This window comes from Kosakonia sp. HypNH10, from assembly GCF_029850615.1.
Lineage (GTDB): Bacteria > Pseudomonadota > Gammaproteobacteria > Enterobacterales > Enterobacteriaceae > Kosakonia > Kosakonia cowanii.
Genome location: NZ_JAOTIU010000012.1, coordinates 1 through 22,763 on the forward strand (window position 1 = coordinate 1; position 22,763 = coordinate 22,763).

Annotated in this window: 20 protein-coding genes; 6 read left to right on the plus strand and 14 right to left on the minus strand. The window is 56.6% G+C overall.

What is annotated here, in order from left to right:
- Window positions 1-256: 256 nt before the first annotated feature.
- The 5 genes from ubiA to malK all read right to left on the minus strand — a co-directional run bounded on the left by ubiA (window position 257) and on the right by malK (window position 5,472).
- A complete protein-coding gene (gene ubiA, locus N7V53_RS21655; RefSeq protein WP_279794898.1) occupies window positions 257-1,129 on the minus strand; it encodes a 4-hydroxybenzoate octaprenyltransferase in 873 nt (290 codons plus the stop codon).
- A gap of 12 nt (window positions 1,130-1,141) precedes the next feature.
- Window positions 1,142-1,639 (minus strand): chorismate lyase, encoded by a 498-nt coding sequence (ubiC, locus tag N7V53_RS21660; protein ID WP_279794899.1) that lies wholly within the window; start codon window positions 1,637-1,639, stop codon window positions 1,142-1,144.
- Between the two features lie 181 nt (window positions 1,640-1,820).
- A complete protein-coding gene (malM, locus tag N7V53_RS21665) occupies window positions 1,821-2,762 on the minus strand; it encodes a maltose operon protein MalM (protein ID WP_279794900.1) in 942 nt (313 codons plus the stop codon).
- A gap of 109 nt (window positions 2,763-2,871) precedes the next feature.
- The gene (locus N7V53_RS21670) at window positions 2,872-4,191 is read right to left on the minus strand and encodes a maltoporin (protein WP_279794902.1); all 1,320 of its coding nucleotides are present in this window, start codon (window positions 4,189-4,191) and stop codon (window positions 2,872-2,874) included.
- Between the two features lie 171 nt (window positions 4,192-4,362).
- Complete coding sequence (gene malK, locus N7V53_RS21675; protein ID WP_023478364.1) at window positions 4,363-5,472, minus strand: maltose/maltodextrin ABC transporter ATP-binding protein MalK; 1,110 nt, start codon at window positions 5,470-5,472, stop codon at window positions 4,363-4,365.
- A 370-nt stretch (window positions 5,473-5,842) separates the two neighbouring features.
- Between malK and malE the strand changes: the two genes are divergently transcribed.
- The 3 genes from malE (at window position 5,843) to malG (ending at window position 9,607) form a co-directional block, all read left to right on the plus strand.
- Window positions 5,843-7,033 (plus strand): maltose/maltodextrin ABC transporter substrate-binding protein MalE, encoded by a 1,191-nt coding sequence (gene malE, locus N7V53_RS21680; protein WP_076769052.1) that lies wholly within the window; start codon window positions 5,843-5,845, stop codon window positions 7,031-7,033.
- Between the two features lie 124 nt (window positions 7,034-7,157).
- Window positions 7,158-8,702: a maltose ABC transporter permease MalF gene (malF, locus tag N7V53_RS21685; protein ID WP_023478334.1), complete on the plus strand. Its 1,545-nt coding sequence runs from the start codon at window positions 7,158-7,160 to the stop codon at window positions 8,700-8,702.
- A gap of 14 nt (window positions 8,703-8,716) precedes the next feature.
- On the plus strand, window positions 8,717-9,607 hold the full coding sequence (gene malG / locus N7V53_RS21690; RefSeq protein WP_023478487.1) for a maltose ABC transporter permease MalG: 891 nt from the start codon (window positions 8,717-8,719) through the stop codon (window positions 9,605-9,607).
- Between the two features lie 75 nt (window positions 9,608-9,682).
- Here malG and psiE read toward each other — a convergent pair whose 3' ends face one another.
- Window positions 9,683-10,093, minus strand: coding sequence for a phosphate-starvation-inducible protein PsiE (gene psiE / locus N7V53_RS21695; RefSeq protein ID WP_023478361.1), 411 nt, complete (start codon window positions 10,091-10,093; stop codon window positions 9,683-9,685).
- Window positions 10,094-10,230: 137 nt separating this feature from the next.
- Between psiE and N7V53_RS21700 the strand changes: the two genes are divergently transcribed.
- Window positions 10,231-10,740: a GNAT family N-acetyltransferase gene (locus tag N7V53_RS21700; RefSeq protein ID WP_279794903.1), complete on the plus strand. Its 510-nt coding sequence runs from the start codon at window positions 10,231-10,233 to the stop codon at window positions 10,738-10,740.
- A gap of 9 nt (window positions 10,741-10,749) precedes the next feature.
- Entirely contained in the window at window positions 10,750-11,211 is a 462-nt protein-coding gene (locus N7V53_RS21705) for an acyltransferase (RefSeq protein ID WP_279794904.1), read from the plus strand.
- Between the two features lie 35 nt (window positions 11,212-11,246).
- Here N7V53_RS21705 and N7V53_RS21710 read toward each other — a convergent pair whose 3' ends face one another.
- From N7V53_RS21710 to pgi, 5 genes are all read right to left on the minus strand, one after another.
- Window positions 11,247-13,343 carry a YjbH domain-containing protein gene (locus N7V53_RS21710; RefSeq protein WP_279794905.1) on the minus strand — a complete coding sequence of 699 codons (2,097 nt, stop codon included), beginning with the start codon at window positions 13,341-13,343 and terminating at the stop codon, window positions 11,247-11,249.
- A 2-nt stretch (window positions 13,344-13,345) separates the two neighbouring features.
- Window positions 13,346-14,083 carry a capsule biosynthesis GfcC D2 domain-containing protein gene (locus N7V53_RS21715; protein WP_279794906.1) on the minus strand — a complete coding sequence of 246 codons (738 nt, stop codon included), beginning with the start codon at window positions 14,081-14,083 and terminating at the stop codon, window positions 13,346-13,348.
- A complete protein-coding gene (locus N7V53_RS21720; RefSeq protein WP_023478525.1) occupies window positions 14,080-14,718 on the minus strand; it encodes a YjbF family lipoprotein in 639 nt (212 codons plus the stop codon). The genes N7V53_RS21715 and N7V53_RS21720 overlap by 4 nt, the downstream gene beginning before the upstream one ends.
- Window positions 14,719-14,782: 64 nt before the next feature.
- Window positions 14,783-15,025, minus strand: a complete 243-nt coding sequence (gene yjbE / locus N7V53_RS21725; protein WP_071789442.1) for an exopolysaccharide production protein YjbE — start codon at window positions 15,023-15,025, stop codon at window positions 14,783-14,785.
- 444 nt (window positions 15,026-15,469) lie between these two features.
- Complete coding sequence (gene pgi, locus N7V53_RS21730) at window positions 15,470-17,119, minus strand: glucose-6-phosphate isomerase (RefSeq protein WP_279794907.1); 1,650 nt, start codon at window positions 17,117-17,119, stop codon at window positions 15,470-15,472.
- Window positions 17,120-17,482: 363 nt separating this feature from the next.
- Between pgi and lysC the strand changes: the two genes are divergently transcribed.
- Window positions 17,483-18,832, plus strand: a complete 1,350-nt coding sequence (gene lysC / locus N7V53_RS21735) for a lysine-sensitive aspartokinase 3 (protein WP_139568492.1) — start codon at window positions 17,483-17,485, stop codon at window positions 18,830-18,832.
- Window positions 18,833-19,343: 511 nt separating this feature from the next.
- On the opposite strand, the gene N7V53_RS21740 is transcribed toward lysC, so the two are convergent.
- The 3 genes from N7V53_RS21740 to N7V53_RS21750 are packed head-to-tail and all read right to left on the minus strand — an operon-like array spanning window position 19,344 to window position 22,503.
- Complete coding sequence (locus N7V53_RS21740) at window positions 19,344-20,129, minus strand: nucleotidyltransferase domain-containing protein (protein ID WP_279794908.1); 786 nt, start codon at window positions 20,127-20,129, stop codon at window positions 19,344-19,346.
- Window positions 20,130-20,141: 12 nt separating this feature from the next.
- The gene (locus N7V53_RS21745) at window positions 20,142-21,368 is read right to left on the minus strand and encodes an RtcB family protein (protein ID WP_042712614.1); all 1,227 of its coding nucleotides are present in this window, start codon (window positions 21,366-21,368) and stop codon (window positions 20,142-20,144) included.
- Window positions 21,358-22,503 (minus strand): slipin family protein, encoded by a 1,146-nt coding sequence (locus N7V53_RS21750; protein ID WP_279794909.1) that lies wholly within the window; start codon window positions 22,501-22,503, stop codon window positions 21,358-21,360. The genes N7V53_RS21745 and N7V53_RS21750 overlap by 11 nt, the downstream gene beginning before the upstream one ends.
- Between the last annotated feature and the right edge of the window lie 260 nt (window positions 22,504-22,763).

The following is a 22,763-nucleotide window of genomic DNA, read 5'->3' on the forward strand; positions in this document are numbered from 1 at the left end:
TAACGCTGAAACCGTATGGTAACTGCCGGATGGCGTGTTAACGCTTATCCGGCCTACGTAGTAACGCTGGAACTGTAGCTGAAACTGTGCGGGAACTCCCGGATGCGCGCAAACGCTTATCCGGCCTGGGCGGTTTCAGCGGCCCCGAACCCGTAGGCCGGATAAGGCGCAGCCGCCATCCGGCAACTCAGCGCCCGAACCCGTCACCTCAGCGCACGAGCGCGGCAACTCAGGGCACAACCCCGACAAACCCGCGCTATACGTGCATATAACTTACCGCCAGCCCCAGAAACAGCACCAGGCCAACGTAGTTATTATTCAGAAAGGCTTTAAAACAGGCATCGCGTTCGCGGCCTGCAATCAACACCTGCTGATAGACAAACAGCGCCCCGGCGACCAGCACGGTGGCGTAATAGATCCACCCCAGCCCGTTTAGCCAGCCAACTGCCGCCATCATCGCCATTACCAGCACCTGCAAAATGCCGATAATCAGCTTGTCGTGACGCCCAAAGAGGATCGCCGTCGACTTGATGCCAATCTTCACATCATCGTCGCGGTCGACCATCGCATATTCGGTGTCATAAGCCACCGCCCACAGGATGTTGGCGAAAAACATAATCCAGCAGCTCAGCGGCACGGACTCGCTCACAGCGGCAAACGCCATCGGTATCGACCAGCCAAACGCCGCGCCCAGCACCACCTGCGGCAGATGCGTATAGCGCTTCATAAACGGGTAGATCCAGGCCAGGCCCAGCGCAGCGACCGAGAGCAGAATGGTCATCAGATTGAGGGTAAGCACCAGCGCAAAAGCCAGCAGCACAAGGATGATAAACAACCCGCGCGCCTCATTTTCCGTCACCGCGCCGCTCGGTAAAGGACGGTTCGCGGTGCGCTTTACATGCCCGTCAAATTTACGATCCGCGTAATCATTCACCACGCAGCCCGCCGCGCGCATCAGCCAGACGCCGGCGACAAACACTAACAAAATCCACAGCGGCGGTACGCCCGGTGTTGCCACCCACAGCGCCCACAGCGTCGGCCACAGCAGTAACAGCGCACCAATCGGTTTGTCCGTACGCATCAGCCGATGAAAGGCCAACAGTTTAGTTGGCGTGAGACTCCACTCCATTTTCAGTTCCTCTTAGTACAGCGGTGACGCGGGCAGAAACAGTTCGGTCAACATCAGCGGTTTACCGCCGAGACGCAGGCGGGAGCGCCGCCCCCATAACTGCTCGTGGCGTCCAATATCAATAAAGTCACGCGTAAGTGTAGAAGAGGTGAAAAGATATCGCCCCAGCGGCGTATTCCCCAGCTTTTGCAGCTCCAGTTCCGGGCCGCTCAGCGTTGACTCGGGCACCACGGTGCGGCCGGCAAGCCACGGCTCGCCGTCGGCACAGAGCAGGATTTCCCGCAGCCAGTAACGTGTTTCATCGGGCAGATGATCGCGCTCTTCGGCGATCTCATCAGGCGTGACAAACCCCTCGCGGATCAGCGTAACCGTGACCTTTTTGCCCTGTTGTTCAAAACGTTTGGTCATGGAATCTTCCAGCAACAGCCACTCGAGCAGTTGCGGTTCCAGCGCGGGGATTGCGTCCAGGTAGCGCAGCGCACGCAATTGCGTAAGCGCAGGATGTGACATGCCATACTCTCCGGTACATAACGTCGCAGTAGTGTATCGCAGAACCGATGAGTGAGTGGCGGGAAAGTTTATTCGCTTTTCATCCGTGCAACAGTTGCGCAACAGCGCGTGCGCACGGCGGAAAAAAAGGTGCGTCTGGCGACGCACCAGTTACTGCAAGTATCAACAACGTGGGGAGACGTTACCCCTTGCCTTTTACACTGCTGATAAAAGTGGCACGGGCAGTTTTCGACCCGAGACGCTCTGCTTCATTCAATAATTTCAGTGCCTTATCGATATCACCCTTCTCAGCCGCCTGTTTGATCGCCCGGTTAAAGTAGCTCTCGGTATCATTGAGCATCGGCTCGCTTTTCGCCGCAGGTGCTGGCGCAGGAGCAGCAACCGGCGCTGGTGCAGGCTGCGTGTTATAGGCTGGTGCAGCGGTGTTGCCGACCGTCACCGCGCTCGGTGCCGAGGAGCCAAACAGCGGGCCAACCAGAATGCTTGACGCGGAAGAGGTGCTGGCTTTCAGCGCCAGTGTGCCGCTGGAGGCATGGCGGGCAATCGGATCCGGAATATCAGGCACCGCGTTACCGTTCCCTTTGGCGTAGGCTTTCGCCGGGTCAACCATTTGTGTGGTCTGACGCAGATCTTTTTCCGTGGTGAACACTAATAAGTAGAGCTTTTGCTGACCCAGCGCAGGCGTCAGCTTCATGGTGCCTTCGAGGCGGTTATCGGACATCACGCCCGGCTCCTGGTAGGCAAAGAAGCTGGAAGGGAAAAAGGCTGCTGGCGACAGATTCTGATCCAGCACCAGCACGTTCGGCGCGAAGACGCTTTCATCTTTGACTTTGCTGCTGAGCGTAATATTCAGTTCGCCGATATTGGCCGGCACGCTATAGGCCATCACCGGGCCGCTGATGCCGCTGACATTCAGGCGCTGCCCTGCGACAGAGATATCGTTAGTGACGGTTTGCGACGCATTGACTGGCGTCCACTGCAGTTGCTGAAGTGCAGAGGCAGGAATAGCAGGCGCGGCGGAGAGATCCTGCGGGACGATGTTAATCGCTGCGAAGCTGGTCATGGGCGCAGCCAGCAGGCCAGCTGTGAGGCACAATGCGAGAAGACTCTTTTTCATTTTCATTGTTATCACCTTAATTTCGTTGTGAGCGGTAGCCAGGCAATAGCGCGCTTCACCTAAAATTGAGGGGCTTGCGCCCCTCTTTTCATGCATTACAGCGGGTAAAACTCGATTACCACCAGATTTCCATCTGCGCACCGAAGGACCACTCGTCATTGTCACCACGGCTGGAGGTACCATACGGCGTCACGGTGCCATTGCTTGCAGCAAATGAAGAGACGTTGCCATTAGGGTCAGTTTTGATGTAGCCCCATTTTTCATCCCACTTGGCGTAGGTGGCGAACACACGAATCGCCGGGCGAGACCAGATGCTGTCGCCTGCCTGCCACTGTTGCGCCAGGGTAATTTTGTACTGGCTGTTGCGATCGCCCGTTTCCTGAGACTTCACATTGTCGTAGCCCACTTCCATCAGAGTGCTCATGATCGGCGTCCATTTGTACATCGGACGCACGCCCACGGTGTACCAGGTGTTGCCGCGGTTGTTATCGCGATCGGTATCCTGATACATACCGACGTACATCAGATCCCACTTCTCTGCGAGGTTAACTGCGCCGTGATCCAGGACGCGAATCAGATGTCCATCGTTATCCACCGAGCCGCCGCGCGCCCGGCCTTTACCCTGAGAAATCATTGCGTCAGTGGCATATTGCACCACGAACTTGTTGTAGCCCTTCATCATGCTCTGGGTATGTTCTGCGGTGAACATCCAGCCATCTTTCGAGGCACCCGGCTCCAGGTAGTAGTTGTCCGGAATATTGGTGTGACCGTAATCGACGCCCAGTTCCAGCACGCCATCCGGGTTGGTTTCCAGACCGGCCAAACGCACATCAAACACATCGTTAGGAACCACTTTGTTATAGGTTCTGAGGCCAGTGGTCGTATCACGATCACCGAAGGCTGAAGAGCCGCCGGATTCCGAGGAGCGGGTTGCTGCCAGAGAGAGTTTACCGATGCCAACGTCAATATTTTCAAGACCTGCGCCTGGGCCGGAGATATCCCAGTAATAGAAGTCGATCATATGTACGTCATGACGCTGATAGAAGCGTTTACCGGCCCACATATTGGCGCCCGGCAGCGCGTCGATCAGGTTTTTACCCACAACGTTAAATTCACGCACGGCTGGCGTGTTGGTGTTTTCCCAGTCATCCAACTGCGCTGTTTTATAGGCAATGTTGGAGTCGAAATAGAAGCTTTTATCAGCGTCTTTCCACACTTCCTGACCGAGTTTTAATTCTGCGTAGGTTTCGCATTCGTTACCGAGACGATATTTGGCGTCCGCACCGGTGGCCTGGAAGCACTGCTGCTCGCCGCCGCTGCCGGTCCAGCCGATGCCGGAACGTGCATAACCTTTAAAATCAACAGCGCCCGCCTGAGCAGACAAAATGCCTGCCGTAATGGCGATTGCCAGAGGAACTTTGCGCAGAGTAATCATCGTTCTATCTCCTGAGAGCTTGCTTTTCTTTTTTTACACGCCCCCGTCCGGCTAACGCTTTGTTGGCTGCCGTATTCACCCGTGCGCCTACGTTTGTAAGCGCACAAAGTGCATGCCGTTGCCGCCTCGACATCATGCGAATGGCTTTGTGTAATCTCATTGTGGGGTAGCTTAAACGCCAGGTTCTTTATGCAACCGGCGGCAGGCGGTGCCATCTTCACGGAACAGATGGCAACGCTCCGGCGGTAAGCCGATGGCGAATGTGGCACCCTCTTCTACCAGCACCACGTCGTTCTGGCGGTAAACCAGGTTCTGACGTATTGCGGGGATCTGGATATGAATCTGTGTTTCGTGACCAAGCTGTTCGACGACCTGAACAGTGCCGGAGAGCGTGACATCGGCGATATCACTGGGCAGCAGATGCTCCGGGCGAATGCCGAGCGACATATTGGCGCCGACCTGCACGTTCGCGCTGTCGACCGGCAGCCATACCTGCTGGCGGTTGGGCAGCTCAACCTGCACCTGCTCAATCGCCGTGGCGGTCACTTTTACCGGCAGGAAGTTCATCTTCGGCGAGCCGATAAAGCCGGCGACAAAGCGATCTGCCGGGTAGTGATAAAGCTCCAGCGGCTTGCCGACCTGCGCCACGCGCCCGGCGTCCAGCACCACGATTTTGTCCGCCAGCGTCATCGCTTCGACCTGATCGTGGGTGACGTAAATCATCGTGCGGCGCAGGCGCTTGTGCAGACGGGAGATCTCAATACGCATCTGCACGCGCAGCGCGGCATCAAGGTTGGAGAGGGGTTCATCGAGCAGAAAAACGCGCGGCTCGGCCACCAGCGTACGGCCAATTGCCACGCGCTGACGCTGGCCACCGGAGAGCGCCTTCGGTTTACGCTCCAGCAGGTGCCCGAGTTGCAGCACTTCGGAGACCTGGGTGACGCGCGATTTGATCAAATCTTTCTTCGCGCCCGCGAGCGTAAGGCCGAACGACATATTGTCCGCCACCGACAGATGCGGATAGAGCGCATAGGACTGGAACACCATGCCGATACCGCGCTCAGCGGGCGGCACATCATTCATGCGGGTATCGCCAATCAGCAGATCCCCGCTGGTAATCGTCTCCAGCCCGGCAATCATGCGCAGCAGCGTTGACTTACCGCAGCCTGACGGGCCGACAAACACGACGAACTCACCTTCGTGAATGTCCAGACTGATATCTCTCGATACCACCACATCGCCCCAGGCTTTCGTGACATTTCGCAGCTGTACGCTCGCCATCCCCATCTCCCTTCGTTACAACCTGATACCAACGGATACATTCAAAGTGGCCTGACTATGGCGTAACGATTTTTCCGGCGAATCCTCCACCCCCTGCGTTTTTTATGGGGGAGGAGATGGGAGGATGAGACGCGCTGCTCTGCCCCCCCGACGAGCGGGCGGCGGGTAATTTCGTGACCGGCTTTGCAAAAAACGGCGCATTTTTATGTGCGCTGCGACACATAACGAAAATCCCTGTAACAGAGATCACACAAATCGCCCCAGGGGCGTAGGGGCGGGGATGATGAGAAGCGCTTGCCAAAAAAGGAGACTACTCCCGTCAAACCACCTTATGCGTATTCATGAGCACATCATCTAAAGGACGGGATATATGAAAATCAAAACAGGCGCACGCATCCTCGCATTGTCCGCAGTGGCAACGATGATGTTCTCCGCCTCTGCCCTTGCCAAAATCGAAGAAGGTAAGCTGGTTATCTGGATTAACGGCGACAAAGGCTATAACGGCCTGGCCGAAGTGGGTAAAAAATTCGAGAAAGATACCGGCATCAAAGTGACCGTTGAGCATCCGGACAAGCTGGAAGAGAAGTTCCCGCAGGTTGCGGCGACCGGCGACGGCCCGGATATCATCTTCTGGGCGCATGACCGTTTCGGTGGCTACGCACAATCTGGTCTGCTGGCGGAAGTGACGCCGGACAAAGCCTTCCAGGAGAAGCTGGTTCCCTTCACCTGGGACGCGGTGCGCTACAACGGCAAGCTGATCGCCTACCCGGTCTCCGTGGAATCCCTGTCGCTGATTTATAACAAAGATTTAGTGCCAAACCCGCCGAAAACCTGGGAAGAGATCCCGGCGCTGGATAAAGCGCTGAAGGCGAAAGGCAAGAGCGCGCTGATGTTCAACCTGCAAGAGCCCTACTTCACCTGGCCGCTGATTGCCGCCGATGGCGGTTACGCCTTTAAGTATGAAAACGGCAAATATGATGTGAAAGATGTTGGCGTGGATAACGCGGGCGCGAAAGCCGGTCTCAGCTTCCTGGTGAAACTGATCAAAGACAAACACATGAATGCCGACACCGACTACTCGATAGCCGAAGCCGCGTTTAACAAAGGCGAAACGGCGATGACCATCAACGGGCCGTGGGCATGGACCAATATCGACAAGAGCAAGATCAACTACGGCGTCGCGCAGCTGCCAACCTTCAACGGTAAACCGTCGAAAACCTTCGTTGGCGTGCTGAGCGCAGGCATCAACGCCGCCAGCCCGAACAAAGAGCTGGCGAAAGAGTTCCTTGAAAACTACCTGCTGACCGATGAAGGCCTGGCGGAAGTGAATAAAGACAAACCGCTGGGCGCGGTAGCGCTGAAATCCTATCAGGATCAGTTAGCGAAAGATCCGCGCATCGCCGCCACCATGGCGAACGCTAAAACCGGCGAAATCATGCCGAATATTCCGCAAATGTCCGCCTTCTGGTACGCCACCCGTACCGCGGTGATCAACGCTGTCACCGGTCGCCAGACCGTAGATGCGGCGCTGAAAGATGCGCAGGGCCGTATCACCAAGTAAGAACGTAACGGCCCTGTTCATCCCGGAGCAGGGCTAACTGGACAGGCTGTATACATGCCAGATTTCACGCTGCCTCGCCAACAACGAAGCGGCGTGAAAAGGGGCGTGTAGAGAGGACACTCCCATGGATGTTGTAAGAAAACGCCACTGGTGGCAAAGCTCGCAGGTTGCATGGGCCGCCATCGCCGTAATTGGGCTGCTGGTGGCTTACCTTGTCGTCATGATGTATGCCCAGGGGGAATACCTTTTTGCCATCACCACGCTCGTGCTGAGTTCGGCGGGCCTCTACATTTTTGCCAATCGTAAAGCCTACGCCTGGCGCTATGTCTACCCGGGTCTCGCGGGGATGGGGCTGTTCGTCCTCTTCCCGCTGATTTGCACCATCGCCATCGCCTTTACCAACTACAGCAGTACTAACCAGCTCACCCAGGAGCGCGCGCAGCAGGTGCTGCTCGACCGCTCATACCAGGCGGGCAAAGCCTACAACTTCGGGCTCTATCCGGACGGAGATAAGTGGCAGTTAGCGCTGACGGATGGCGAGAGCGGCAAACACTATCTCTCCGACGCTTTTAAACCCGGCGGCGAACAGCAGTTGAAGGTTAAAGAGGTCGATGCGCTGCCTGCGGGCGAGCGCGCCAATCTGCGTGTCATTACGCAAAACCGCCAGGGGCTGAACCAGCTCACCGCGGTCTTGCCGGATGAGAGCAAAGTGGCGATGAGCTCGCTGCGCCAGTTCTCCGGCACCCGTCCGCTCTATCAGGTTGAGCAGGACGGCACGCTGCTCAATAACCAGAGCGGCGTCAAGTATCGCCCGAACAACCAGACCGGCTTCTACCAGGCGCTTAACGCCGACGGCAGCTGGGGCAGTGAGAAACTGAGCCCCGGTTATACCGTCACTATCGGCTGGGATAACTTCACCCGCGTCTTTACCGATGAGGGTATTCAGAAACCGTTTATCGAGATTTTTATCTGGACGGTGATCTTCTCCATCCTCACCGTGGTGCTGACGGTAGCGGTCGGCATGGTGCTGGCCTGCGTCGTGCAGTGGGAGTCGTTAAAGGGTAAGGCTGTCTACCGGCTGCTGCTGATCCTGCCTTACGCCGTGCCGTCGTTTATCTCGATCCTGATCTTTAAAGGGCTGTTCAACCAGAGCTTTGGTGAGATCAACATGATGCTGAGCGCACTGTTCGGCATTAAACCGGCGTGGTTTAGCGATCCGAATACCGCCCGCGCGATGGTAGTGATCGTCAACACCTGGCTCGGCTACCCCTACATGATGATCCTCTGCATGGGGCTGCTGAAAGCGATCCCGGAAGATCTCTATGAAGCCTCGGCAATGGATGGCGCCGGGCCGTTACAGAACTTTTTCCGCATCACCTTCCCGCTGCTGATCAAGCCCCTGACGCCGCTGATGATCGCCAGCTTTGCCTTTAACTTTAACAACTTCGTGCTGATCCAGCTGCTGACCAACGGCGGCCCGGATCGTATCGGCACCACCACACCGGCGGGCTATACCGACCTGCTGGTGAGCTACACCTACCGCATCGCCTTTGAAGGCGGCGGCGGCCAGGACTTCGGTCTTGCGGCGGCTATCGCCACGCTGATCTTCCTGCTGGTGGGCGCACTGGCCATCGTCAATCTGAAAGCCACGCGCATGAAATTTGATTAAGGAGGAGGAAAACTATGGCTATGGTGCAGGCGAAATCGCAAAAGCTGCGGCTCTTTTTCACCCATGCGTTACTGCTGCTGTTTATCGCCGCGATTATGTTCCCGCTGCTGATGGTGATCGCCATTTCACTGCGTGAAGGCAACTTCGCCACCGGCAGCCTGATCCCGGAGCGCATCTCCTGGGAGCACTGGCGGCTGGCGCTGGGCTTTAGCGTTGAGCATGCCGATGGGCGCGTGACGCCTCCGCCCTTCCCGGTGCTGTTATGGCTGTGGAACTCGGTGAAGATTGCCGTGATTACCGCCATCGGCATTGTCGCGCTCTCCACCACCTGCGCCTACGCCTTTGCGCGTATGCGTTTTCGCGGTAAAGCGACGCTGCTGAAAGGAATGCTGATTTTCCAGATGTTCCCGGCGGTGCTGTCGCTGGTGGCGCTCTATGCCCTGTTTGATCGTTTAGGTCAGTACATTCCGTTTATCGGGCTGAATACGCACGGTGGGGTGATCTTCGCCTACCTCGGCGGGATCGCACTGCATGTCTGGACGATCAAGGGGTATTTCGAAACGATCGACAGCTCGCTGGAAGAGGCCGCCTCGCTGGATGGCGCGACCCCATGGCAGGCGTTCCGCCTGGTACTGCTGCCGCTTTCGGTGCCGATTCTGGCGGTGGTGTTTATTCTGTCGTTTATTGCGGCCATTACCGAAGTGCCGGTCGCCTCGCTGCTGCTGCGCGATGTCGATAGCTACACGCTGGCAGTGGGGATGCAGCAGTATCTCAACCCGCAGAACTACTTATGGGGCGATTTCGCCGCCGCGGCGGTGCTCTCCGCCATCCCGATTACCCTGGTGTTCCTGCTGGCGCAGCGCTGGCTGGTCAATGGCCTGACGGCCGGTGGGGTGAAGGGCTAAATTTCATCGTTGTCATACCCTTGTTGTTATTGCCACTGCACCCTCAATTTCGGCGGCCTGAACAGGCCGCCTTTTTTATTCGCGGCGCAGGCGCTGGGAGTTACAGATCCACAGCGTGATCACTAACAGCAGGATCGCCGCCGAGTAGATCAGCACATCCATCGGCGACTGATGATCGATGATGATCAACCGCACAATCGCCGTAATGCCGATATAGACAAAGTAGCGCAGCGGGAAGTGCAGCCCGGACTGAAAATACTTCACAATCAGGGCGATAAATTCGAAGTAGAGGAAGTAGACCACCAGCCCTTCGACCAGCTCATATTTGCTGGTCTGTACCGGCGCGAAGAGCGCAATGGCCAGATGCAGCGTCTCTTTGCCGAGAAAGACAATCAGGATAATACCCAGCGCCAGCAGACCCAGGCTGAGTATGCCCTGCAAAATAGTTGAAACAAACGCCACCCGCGGGTGATTAAGCGACGACATAACAGCACCTCATTATTGTTAGAAGATCCTCTGTATATCGCGTAAATGTGATCTTGATCTACTTTTTTTACTTAGATTATGTGACAGCCCGTGATGAGATGTGTCGCTGAGCCAGCGAAGCGGGAGAGTAATAAGCGATGATGACGATACGTAAAGCGAGCGTGGAAGATGCCGCGCTGTTGAGCGAGATGGGCTATGCCAGTTACACCCACCATTTCGCGCACTTATGGCAGGAGAAAAGTGAACTGGAGGCTTTTCTGCACCAGGAGTACGCTGTGCCATCCCTGCAACAGAGCCTGCAAAGCGAAGCGGGAAACTGGTTTATTCTCTGTGATCCGAGTCCGGTGGGTTTTGCTAAAGTCACGTGGCATTGCGCCATTGACGATGATGGCCGGGCTGGCACGCTGCTGCATAAGCTCTATCTCTTACCTGGCGAAACGGGAAAAGGCTACGGCGAGCATCTCATTAATGAGATAGCGCGTGAAGCGCAACGCCGTGGCGAGACCTTTTTCTGGCTGGAAGTGCTGGATGCCAACCCGCATGCGCAGCGTTTCTATCAGCGCCAGGGGTTCGCGTTTATTAAGAGCGCCCTCTTCACCACACCTTCTCAACAAAGCACGCTGCATATTTTCGGGAAAGCGCTTTAAGGAGCCATCATGCACACCGCTTCTCTTCGCCACGCCGCCGTTCGCAACGTGATCTGCGGTGAAAATGTGGTGATTTATGAGCCCGCCAATCTGTATGACTGCACGCTGGCGGATGAGGTTTTTGTCGGCCCGTTTGTGGAAATTCAGGGCAATACGCAGATTGGCAAAGGCACGAAGATCCAGTCCCACACCTTTATCTGCGAGTACGTCACCATTGGCGAAGGCTGCTTTATTGGTCACGGCGTGATGTTCGCCAACGATCTGTTCCGCGACGGCAAACCCGATCCAAATCGCGAAAACTGGGGGCGGATTACGATTGGCAATGGCGTATCTATTGGCAGCGGTGCCACGATTCTGGCGGTTTCAATTTGCGATGGTTGCGTAATTGGCGCGGGCAGTGTGGTGACGAAGTCGACTACGGTGAAAGGGGTTTATGCGGGCAACCCGGCGCGACTGCTGCGCCGGTTGTGAAACAGCGCCCTTCTCAGCACGAGAAGGGCGTTTGCTTACTGGAAGTTAACCGATTTATCGCTGGTCAGGCTGTAGAGATCGAACTTACGACCCAGTTTCTGGCCACCGTCACGCGTCAGCGGTGTCCAGCCGATAGCGGCACGGCTGCGGGTTGGGCTGGCGCTGAAGAGATCCAGCGGTACGGAGACATACACCCCTTTGGTGAAATCCCCTTCGCCGTACTGCGCGGCGGAAACGTTGGTTTTCGTCGCATACGCCCCGACCACGATGCCGCTGTCGAAGTGTTTCGACACTTCCAGCGTCACCCCTTTATCGCCCGCCAGATACTGCCCGGCGCTCGCTTTCACCAGCACGTTATCGGCAAACCACGGCGTCCAGTAGGCGGTGAAGTGCCCGGTTTTCACGCTGTAATCGGTGAACTTCATCATGTCCTGGGCGCTGCGCCAGTCACGCTGCTTCACGTAGTTCGCGTCAATGCCGAAGGCCAGCGGCCCGTCGACCGGACGCCACAGCACCTCTGCACCCGCGCCGCCGTACATGGTCTCCATATAACCGCCATAGACCTGGCCATAGAAGTTATTGCCGAGATACTGGAAGTAGTTGGCCTGCAGGTTGTTCACATAGACATCGTTCTGCACATATTCACGCACGCGGGTACGCACACGCGGCAGCGCGGAGTCCTTCGGCGGGTTGGTGTAGTTAAACTTGTCATAGTTATTGGAGATGTTGCCGAACAGGCTGCCGGTGGTCAGCAGATGGTCGGTGACCCACCAGTCGGCGGTCGCCATCACCCCCAATTGATACATGTAGAAGCCTTCCGGCCCGCCGAGCGACTGGTTAAGCACCGGATCGAGATGGAAGTCGAAGGCCGTGCGGTCGATATACCAGCCCTGCTCGGTTTTATCCGGCACGATTGGCGTGACACGTTTTTGCACCAGCTCCGTATCCTGCCCCAGCGGTTCGCCCTCAAGGTGGCGCTTCAGGCTGGCGACATCCGTTTCGGTGGTCACGGCTGGCATACGCAGGCGGTTTTCCGTGACGCGGATGGTGCGAATACCGTCCGGCAAATCATTCATGATGATACGGTTTGCGCGCTCAACCCCTTCCTGGTTATGACGATATTTCACCTGTTCGCCGGTGACATAGAGCGTATCGCCCTTGACCTGAATTTGCGGATCCGCAAGACCGGCGTTGTACTTCAGCAACGTCAGCTGATTCGCCACCACCGAGTGTTGCAGGATCGCGTCCTGCGGCTGCGGTTGATACTTCGGCCGTGGATTATCGCTATAGGAAGGACGCAAATTATTGAAGTTATTGCGCAGGGTGAAGCCGAACATCCAGGTGTTGCCGCGCTCGTAGCTCAGGTTGATGTCTGCCCAGTCCGACACGCGATAGATCGCGCCGACGTTCACTTTGCTGCGCTGCGGCAGTTTGCCGGCAAAATCCTGCTGGTAGTTGTTGCCGTCATACTCCAGCTTCAGGCGCAGCGGGTTCCACGGCGTCTGGTACTCTACGCCGCCGAACAGCGCGCTCGGGCCGCGGAACATCTGGCTGGTATCCGTTGAACCGGCCTGTTTATAGCGGTTGTCACGCACACAATAGGCTGACTTGTAGCTACAGAGCGGGTTTTTAATATTTCCATTGGTGCCGAGATAGCCCCAGCCGATACCGAGGGAGAAATCAAACGGCCCCCAGGCTTTGTTCGCCACCAGATATTCGCCATCGAACAGCCCCGTCCCGCCGATATCGCGCGCGCCGACGGAGACCTGCGGCAGCCAGTAGCCCTCTTCCCAGAGGCGTAATTTCAGATCGAACGCTTTATCTTTATAGGTCTGGTTGCCGGAGAACGCTTCGACCGAGCTATATTTGCGCGTGCGCACGTCGGTGTAACGCAGTGTGGTTTCCAGCCACGGGAAGAGCTGCACCGAGCCTGAATAGTAACGGTACTGGTCATTGTCGCGGTAGTTGAGGCTCAGTTCGCCTTCGGGTGCCATACGCGCGGTGGGCGTTTGCAACAGGCCAACGCCGCCGAAATCTGACTGCGAAGGCCCGATCGGTTCCGGCCAGGACTCCGCGTGACAAGCGGCGCTCACGCCAAGCGCCAATATGCTAATAACAAACGATTTTTTCATTATTATTCCGGTATCCGATGCGTCAGGGACTGGAGAATGTCGGCATTGAGCTTGTCATTCTCATCGCTCCACAAACCCGGTGCGAAACCGACGAAAATCACGCTGCCGGGCATCGGCTCGACGTGACGACGGTTCCAGTAAGCCACCGGTACCTTTTGCGTTTTACCGTTGGGATAGACCACCCATGCGTAGCTGCGATCCGCGCCGCTCAACAGATCCATCTCGTCGAGGTAGCTCACCACATCGCGCTCTGGCGTAAAGGGTTTCTTGCCCGGCCGGCTCACCAGCCCGACGACGGTAATGGTGGTCGGCTGCGGTCCCACCCACAGGGTGTAGTCACCTTCCAGCGGCCGGTTAGCGCGGCGGTGCGTGCGCAAAAAGTCGGGATCGAGTTCAACAAGCTGCCTGCCGGTGACCTTGATTCCCTGCAACTGCTGACGCAAGCCGTTGATGGCGGCGGCGCTGTCACCCCCCTCTTCTGACGCGAGCGTGGTGAGCCGGGCCAGCAGCGCTTGATGGCGTGCCTGCTCGGTGATCGTCGCCCTGCGCTCGCTGACCACCGCGCCCGGCCACCAGCTGTTCGCCAGACGCGGCTGGCCCACCAGATCGACCAGATGTTCGGCATTGGTTAAGGTTTTCGGTTTGCTGTCGCCGGGGGTGTAAACATCAACGTTGCCCGCCGCCAGCGCCAGCGGGGAGACGAGGCTTGAAAGCATCAAAAAGAGCGCGCGTGTTTTCATTGTTTGCCCGCCTTAATCAGCGTGGTTTTCACCGGGAACCAGTCCGCGCCAAGATACTGTTCAGACTGGCGGATCACCCCGTCCTCATCCACCCAGTAGCGGTTGCGCCAGCTTTTTTGATCCGTTGTAACCTCTTCGTCCAGCACGCGAACGCGGGTTTCGTCGCTGCCCAGCTGCACGGTGTCGGTGCCATTCCAGTGGAACACCGAGCGGGCCGTGGCGTAGCGCACCTGTTTGTATTCGGTCCAGCCCATCATGCGCGTCCAGCTGGTGCCATCGATAATTTGATTAGGTTTCGCCAGCGGATCTGCCGCCAGGTTGGTGACATCAAGCAGGTTATCGGTGCCAAGGTGGGTTTTTACGATGCGATAGTTTTGCGTCACGATGACGGCCTGATCTTGCGTCACCCATTTTTGCTGCCCGTTTTCGGCAAATGCCAACACCACAAACAGCTGAGGGCCGTTATTCAGCCGCATATATTGGCTGGCGTAGGGCATATTACGGATATCTTCATCGGTAAGCTGCACGCCCGGCGTGCCAAATACGCTATTCCAGAGTGAATTCCCGAGGCCTTTGATCGGGCCAGAACATGCCTGAAGGAGCAGGCAAATCAAAATGATACCAGGTCGCTTCACGACTCTTCTCCGAAAGGGACGAAATAACCACACCGAAGTGTGGTTATAGTTAATGCACTCGCTATTACTGAGTACTTGTCGTGGTGGTGGTTGTGGTCCCCGTATTGGAACCATCACCGCCACCGGTTGCCGCCAGAGCGACACCTACCGCTGACCCTACGGTGCTCGCACTCGTTGCCGCAGAGCTGCCTGCAGAAACAGAGGTCGCTGCCGAGCCTGCTGCGTCACCGGTTTGCACCGGTGCAGCGAAAGCAGACGTCGCCGCAAGCGCGGTTATGGCAAAAATGCCATAAAGAGCTTTTTTCATATCAATTTCCCTTCATTGAATGAATGGAGATTTGCCTGAAAAAATTCAGGCGATAGGGAGTATACACAACTAAAGCAGAGGAATTACGCCTCAGGAAATAGCGGGGAACCTTTTCGGAACATTAGCCGGAGCGTATATTTAGCAAACATTTAAATTTACAAATGCCTTAAAAAACAATCATATAAATAATTACATATTATTCATACAATAAGGCTAGTCCTAAAATAGATAGTAAGCGTTACGCTATGCGCGATGATTTTCGGATAAACCTGATGAACCAAATTACGCATGGCAAAGGCAGCTATTCGGCGTGGATTAGCCTTAATGGAAATAACATTATTGGAATTACTTATATATTGATTCGCGCAGGCGGCAGATATTTAAGGCGCGGCGGGAATAATTGTGCGGGCAAAAAAAAGCGCCGCCGAAGCGACGCTTTCTCTGTTAACCGCGCCAGGATTTGTAGCGGTTAATCAGCCCGTTTGTGGAACTGTCATGGCTGGAGATCGATTGATCGTCGCCCAGCTCTGGCAGAATACGGTTCGCCAGCTGTTTGCCTAACTCAACGCCCCACTGGTCAAAGGTGAAGATGTTGAGGATTGCGCCCTGGGTGAAGATTTTGTGCTCATAGAGCGCAATCAGCGCGCCGAGGCTAAACGGCGTGATTTCACGCAGCAGGATGGAGTTGGTCGGGCGGTTGCCTTCAAACACTTTGAACGGCACCACGTGGTCCAGCGTTGCCGGATCTTTACCCTGATCGCGATACTCCTGCTCAACCACGTCGCGGGATTTGCCGAACGCCAGCGCTTCGGTCTGGGCGAAGAAGTTAGAGAGCAGCTTCTGGTGGTGATCGGAAAGCGCGTTATGGGTAATGGCCGGGGCGATGAAATCGCACGGTACCATTTTGGTTCCCTGGTGAATCAGCTGGTAAAACGCATGCTGGCCGTTGGTGCCCGGCTCACCCCAGATGATTGGGCCAGTCTGGTAATCCACGGCGTTGCCATTACGGTCAACGTATTTACCGTTGGACTCCATGTTGCCCTGCTGGAAGTAAGCGGCAAAACGGTGCATGTACTGGTCATACGGCAGGATCGCTTCGGTTTCAGCGCCGAAGAAGTTGTTGTACCAGATACCGATCAGCGCCAGCAGCACCGGCAGGTTCTTATCCAGCTCGGTGGAGGCGAAGTGCTTATCCATCGCGTGCGCGCCGGAAAGCAGCTCAACAAAGTTGTCGAAGCCAACGGAGAGGATGATCGACAGGCCAATCGCCGACCACAGCGAGTAACGGCCGCCGACCCAGTCCCAGAACTCAAACATGTTGGCGGTATCAATCCCGAACTCACCCACCGCTTTCGCGTTAGTCGAGAGTGCGGCAAAGTGCTTCGCTACGTGCTTTTCGTCACCGGCGGTTTTCAGGAACCAGTCGCGCGCGCTATGGGCGTTGGTCATGGTTTCCTGGGTGGTGAAGGTTTTCGATGCCACGAGGAACAGCGTGCTTTCCGGGTTCACTTTCTTCAGCACTTCGGCGATGTGGGTACCATCGACGTTAGAGACAAAGTGCATGTTGAGGTGATTTTTGTACGGGCGCAGCGCTTCGGTGACCATAAACGGGCCGAGATCCGAGCCGCCAATGCCGATGTTGACCACGTCGGTGATCGGCTTGCCGGTGTAGCCTTTCCAGCTCCCTGAAATGATCGCTTCTGAGAAGCTTTTCATCTTCTCCAGCACCGCGTTCACTTCCGGCATCACATCTTTGCCATCGACCATAATCGGCGTATTGCTACGGTTACGCAGCGCGACGTGCAGCACGGCGCGATCTTCGGTGCGGTTGATTTTCTCACCGGAGAACATCGATTTGATGGCACCGGCCAGATCGGTCTCTTTCGCCAGCGCCAGCAGCGCGTCGAGGGTCTCTTGCGTGATGCGGTTTTTGGAGTAATCCACCAGCATCAGATCGTCGAAGGTGGCGGAGAATTTGGTAAAGCGATCACCGTCTTTTGCGAAGAGATCCGCAAGGGTGACGTCTTTCATTTCAGCGTAGTGTTTCTGTAGTGCCTGCCAGGCAGAAGTCTGCGTTGGATTGATGTTTTTCATAGCAATACTCTTCTGATTTGAGAAGTGAGACTGCCGTCGATTGTAGCGCCTGCGCGGGGAAGGTGTGATGGTTTTTATGTCAAAGGTTCGGTCGATGTGCGCAAAAGCCAGGCAAAAAACAGCGAAAACCAGCACAACATAAGTCATTTTACTAACAGCAAAAGCAGCATGAAAAATCCGCATAATCCCGACGTTGACACTGTGCCCGCCCAGCCTTTATTTATAAATACGCTGTTTTACGAAGTTTTTTGCAGGATAACTGCACGCTTCAGTTTCATCTACCCAGGCCACCGCTGTGGGGCGAAAGGCGAAGGTTCAACCTTGTGCCATGGCTGAAATGATATCCCCTGACACGAGGTAGTTATGTCAAGTTTCGTTGTCGCTAAATTTGGCGGCACCAGCGTTGCCGATTACGATGCCATGAACCGCAGTGCGGACGTGGTGCTCTCCGATAACAGTGTTCGTCTGGTGGTGCTCTCCGCTTCCGCGGGCGTGACCAACTTACTGGTTGCGCTGGCCGAAGGCCTCGAAGCGACCGAGCGTTTCGTCAAGCTCGACGCCATCCGCAAAATTCAGTTCGATATCCTGGAGCGTATGGGCAGCCAGGCGGTGATCCGCGAAGAGATCGAACGCCTGCTGGAAAATATTACTACCCTCGCTGAAGCTGCTTCGCTGGCAACCTCGGCGGCGCTGACGGATGAACTGGTCAGCCACGGCGAACTGATGTCGACCCTGCTGTTTGTGGAAGTGCTGCGCGAGCGTAGCGTGCAGGCGCAGTGGTTTGATATCCGCAAAGTGATGCGCACCAGCGACCGTTTTGGCCGCGCCGAGCCGGACGTAGCCGCCCTCTCAACGCTTGCCACGCAGCAACTTGCCCCGCGCATCAATGAAGGCCTGGTGATCACCCAAGGCTTTATCGGCAGCGAAGCAAAAGGCCGCACCACCACGCTTGGCCGCGGCGGCAGCGACTACACCGCCGCTCTGCTGGCTGAAGCGCTGAGCGCGTCGCGCGTCGATATCTGGACCGATGTGCCGGGCATTTACACTACCGATCCACGCGTGGTGCCGGCAGCAAAACGCATTGATGAAATCGCCTTTGAAGAAGCGGCAGAAATGGCGACCTTCGGCGCGAAAGTGCTCCATCCGGCGACGCTGTTACCGGCGGTGCGCAGCGATATCCCGGTCTTTGTCGGCTCGAGCAAAGATCCGCAGGCGGGCGGCACGCTGGTGTGCAATAACACCACCAATCCGCCGCTGTTCCGCGCGCTGGCGCTGCGCCGTAAGCAGACGCTGTTAACGCTGCACAGCCTGAATATGCTCCACTCGCGCGGCTTCCTCGCAGAAGTGTTCGGCATTCTGGCGCGGCACAATATTTCGGTCGATCTGATTACCACCTCGGAAGTGAGCGTGGCGCTGACGCTGGATACCACCGGTTCCACCTCCACGGGCGATACGCTGCTGACGCAGGGGCTGTTGATGGAGCTTTCGGCGCTCTGTCGGGTGGAAGTTGAAGAGGATCTGGCGCTGGTGGCGCTGATTGGCAACGATTTGTCGAAAGCGTGCGGCGTGGGCAAAGAGGTGTTCGGTGTGCTCGAACCGTTCAACATCCGCATGATCTGTTACGGCGCGTCGAGCCATAACCTCTGTTTCCTCGTCCCCGGAAAAGAGGCCGAACAGGTGGTGCAGAAGTTACACCACAACCTGTTCGAATGAGGTTTTGCCTGATGGCGGCTACGCCTTATCAGGCCTACGGGGATAATGCAGTTTGTAGGCCGGGTAAGCGCAGCGCCACCCGGCAAAAAAACTGTCCGGAGCCAAAACCGGGCGCAATATCGTGGTTCTGCCTGATGGCGGCTGCGCCTTATCAGGCCTACGCAAACCATGCATATTTCAACTCCATGGTCGTTTGTAGGCCGGGTAAGCGCAGCGCCACCCGGCAAAAAAACTGTCCTGAGCCAAACCGGGCGCAATACCGCGGTTCTGCCTGATGGCGGCTGCGCCTTATCAGGCCTACGTAAACCATACATATTTCAATTGCATGGCCCTTTGTAGGCCGGGTAAGCGCAGCGCCACCCGGCAACAAAACCTGTCCGGAGCCAAAACCTGGCACAATATCGTGGTTCTGCCTGATGGCGGCTACGCCTTATCAGGCCTACGCAAACCATGCATATTTCAACTCCATGGTCGTTTGTAGGCCGGGTAAGCGTAGCGCCACCCGGCATGATTAGGCCATCACCGTTTCAAACAGCAACTGGTCGAGATCGCGGACATTTCCGCTGCGGCTCTCGGGCAATGCATCCGCCACTTCACCGCGCGCCAGCTCCCGGCTGATAAAGTCATGCATCAACGGCCGACGCGCGCCGTACTGCGCTTCACCTGCGCGCTGCTTCACCTCCAGCAGCTCGTCGATTTCAGCCCGCAGCGGCGCGCCGAGATCGCTCCCTGCCAGCAGGGTGGCGAAACGCATCGGCGGCATCCCTTTCCCCGCCTCTATCCAGCGCACCGCCAGCAGAGGACGCAGCACATAGAAGTATTTCTTCAGCCGTACCTGCTCATCCTGCAAGTAGCTGCGAAAGTTCTTCTTCGCCATGGCGTAGTAGTGCCAGCGCGCGCGAACCGGTGAAAACCAGTGCGGCACCTGATCGCGTAACGCCGCCAGCACGCCCTCATCCTGCTGATAGACCACTGGCGAATCGAGCCACTCGATAAGCGTCGGGTTTGCGGCCTTCAATAACCCCAGCGCTTTTCGCCACTCCCAGCCGCAAACATCCAGCTCTGCGTCTATCGGCAGCTCGATCACATCGCGCTGCGGTTCAACGCGCAGGTACCACTGCGGCTTGTGCACATACAAAAAGCGCACATCATAATCGCTGTCCGGCGAGGCAAAGCCCCATCCGCGACTGCCTGATTCGCAGGCGTAGAGCACTCTCACATCATATTTGCGCTCTACTGCCTCTAACTCGAGCCGCACGCGTTCACGCATGGCGGCATCTACTCCGTGCTGTTCCATCTTTTCACCCTTTTATCCTTTTACGCACACCACCTGACGCAGGGTATGCACCACTTCCACCAGCGAGGCCTGCGCCGCCATCACGGCGTCGATATCTTTATAGGCCATAGGGATCTCATCGATCACCTCGCTGTCTTTACGGCACTCCACATGCGCGGTAGCGCGGATCTGATCTTCAACGGTAAAGCGCTTTTTCGCCGCGGTACGGCTCATGGTGCGCCCGGCACCGTGGCTGCATGAGCAGAAGCTCTCCTCATTTCCCAGCCCGCGCACGATAAAGCTTTTCGCGCCCATTGAGCCGGGAATGATCCCCATCTGCCCTTTTTGCGCCGAAACCGCGCCTTTACGCGTGACCAGCACCTCTTCACCAAAGTGCGTCTCTTTTTGCACATAGTTATGGTGGCAATTCACCGCTTCCTGCTGGGTCATAAAGGGTTTAGTGACAATACTCGACAGCGCTGCCAGCACGCGCGACATCATCACTTCCCGGTTATGACGGGCGAAATCCTGCGCCCACTCGACCGCTTCCAGATAGTCGTCATAGTGCTTGCTCCCCTCGCGGAAATAGGCGAGGTTTCTGTCCGGCAGATTGGCGATATGCTGCTGCATATCCTGCTGGGCCAGGGTGATAAAGACGTTGCCGATGGCGTTACCCACGCCGCGCGAACCGCTGTGCAACATCACCCAGACCCGCTGCTGCTCATCCAGACACACCTCAATAAAGTGGTTACCGGTGCCCAATGTTCCCAGATGCTGATAATTGTTGGTTTTCAGCAAACGCGGATATTTATCCGTCAGCCGCTTAAAACGCGGCGCAAGCGACGCCCAGTGCACATCCACCTCTTCCGGCGGTCTTGACCATGAGCCTTTATCCCGCTTCGATCGGTTTACCGAGCGCCCGTGCGGCACAGCTTGCTCAATGGCGCTGCGCAGCCCGCTCAGGTTGTCCGGCAGATCGCTTGCCAGCAGCGAGGTGCGCACGGCAATCATGCCGCAACCGATATCCACGCCGACCGCTGCCGGGATAATCGCCCCTTTGGTCGGAATGACGCTACCAATGGTGGAACCTTTCCCGAGGTGCACATCCGGCATCACCGCCAGATGTTTGAAAATAAACGGCATTTTGGCGGTGTTAAGCAACTGTTCACGCGCTTCTGGCTCGACCGGCACGCCGTGGGTCCACATCTTCACCGGCGCGCTGTTTTCACGCGCCAGCAGGTTGTAATCGTTATGCTGCATTATCTTTCCCTTTAATGTTTACAAGGCCGTGCAATACCTGGTCGAGACCACCGAAGACCGAGATCTTATCGATGCGCTCTGCGACACGCTCCAGCGTTTCCAGCTCTTTCAGGCGCAATGCCACCGGGTTGCTCTCCATCACTTTCGCCGTGTTCAGCAACGAACGGGTGGCGGCGGTCTCTTCGCGGCGGCGGATCACATTCGCCTGCGCCGACTTTTCTGCCTCGACTAAGCGCGACAGAATGGTTTTCATCTCGCCCGGCAGGATGATGTCTTTGACGCCAAGCGACGCCACTTCAATGCCGAAGGCCGCCATGCGGTTCGCCACCTGTACGCTAACCACATCAGCAATAATCTGCTTATCTTCCAGCAGCTCATCCAGCGTGCGGGTACCGATCGCTTCACGCAGGGCAAACTGCAATTCACGGTAGAGGTGATCCAGCGGTTTGCTCAACTGGGCAAACGCGCTCAGCAGATCGCTGTAACGCCAGTTCGCCGCCAGGTTGAGGCGCAGGGTCACTTTATCTTTGGTCAGGATCTCCTGGCCGCTCACTTCCAGCACCTGCAGGCGCAGATCGACCACTTCCGCTTCCACCAGGTGGTTCACTTTCCAGTAACCGCTGATACCCGCCGGTAACAGCGCCTGGGTTTCACCATCAATTTTCAGCACACCCGCATGCCAGGCGGGCACCTGCACCACGAGGATTGCGTCGCGCCCTTTTACCGCCGCGCCACGTTTCGGCTGCAATACGGCGTTAACAATATCGGCCGGGACGCTCACCTCGTCGGTATTGATACGCACCAGCGTCAGGGTGTCGTCCGCTTTCCAGTAAAGACGACGCGTAGCAGGCGGCAAAATCTCCAGCAGCATGCCGTTCAGGTAGAGCGCGCCCGCTTCGTTATCGCCCAGATCGGCTGCCAGGCAATATTTTTCCGCCCACTCCGGCTGGAAACGGCGCAAATACTCGGCAAGCCCGGCTGGCACTTCGCTGCCGTCGCGGTTAACGATCAGCACATCCGGTTTTTTACCAAACCATGGCAGACGGTGCTCTCCGGTTTCCAGAACCTGGTAGTAGTCGCCCTCTTTTGCCAGTAACGCTAACTGACCTTTTCGAATTGTGATTTTGTTGGTCATCTCTGATCCCTCTTATTTTTGTTGTTACGACCGCGAATGCAGGGGCGAAGCGACAGGGGAAACACTGTTTTGCCTGCCGCCCGGCGCCATTATCGGCGGTCGTCTCATGTCACCGTAAACTGCGCGATGACGGGGTACTGCATCATGATTATCTGGAGAGATAATGGTTGCGAATTCGGGAGTCGAACCCGATCAATAACCGATTTTCCGCAGATGTCTCTGCACTGACGGAACGCCTCCGGGAAAACGGCGCTTGCCGC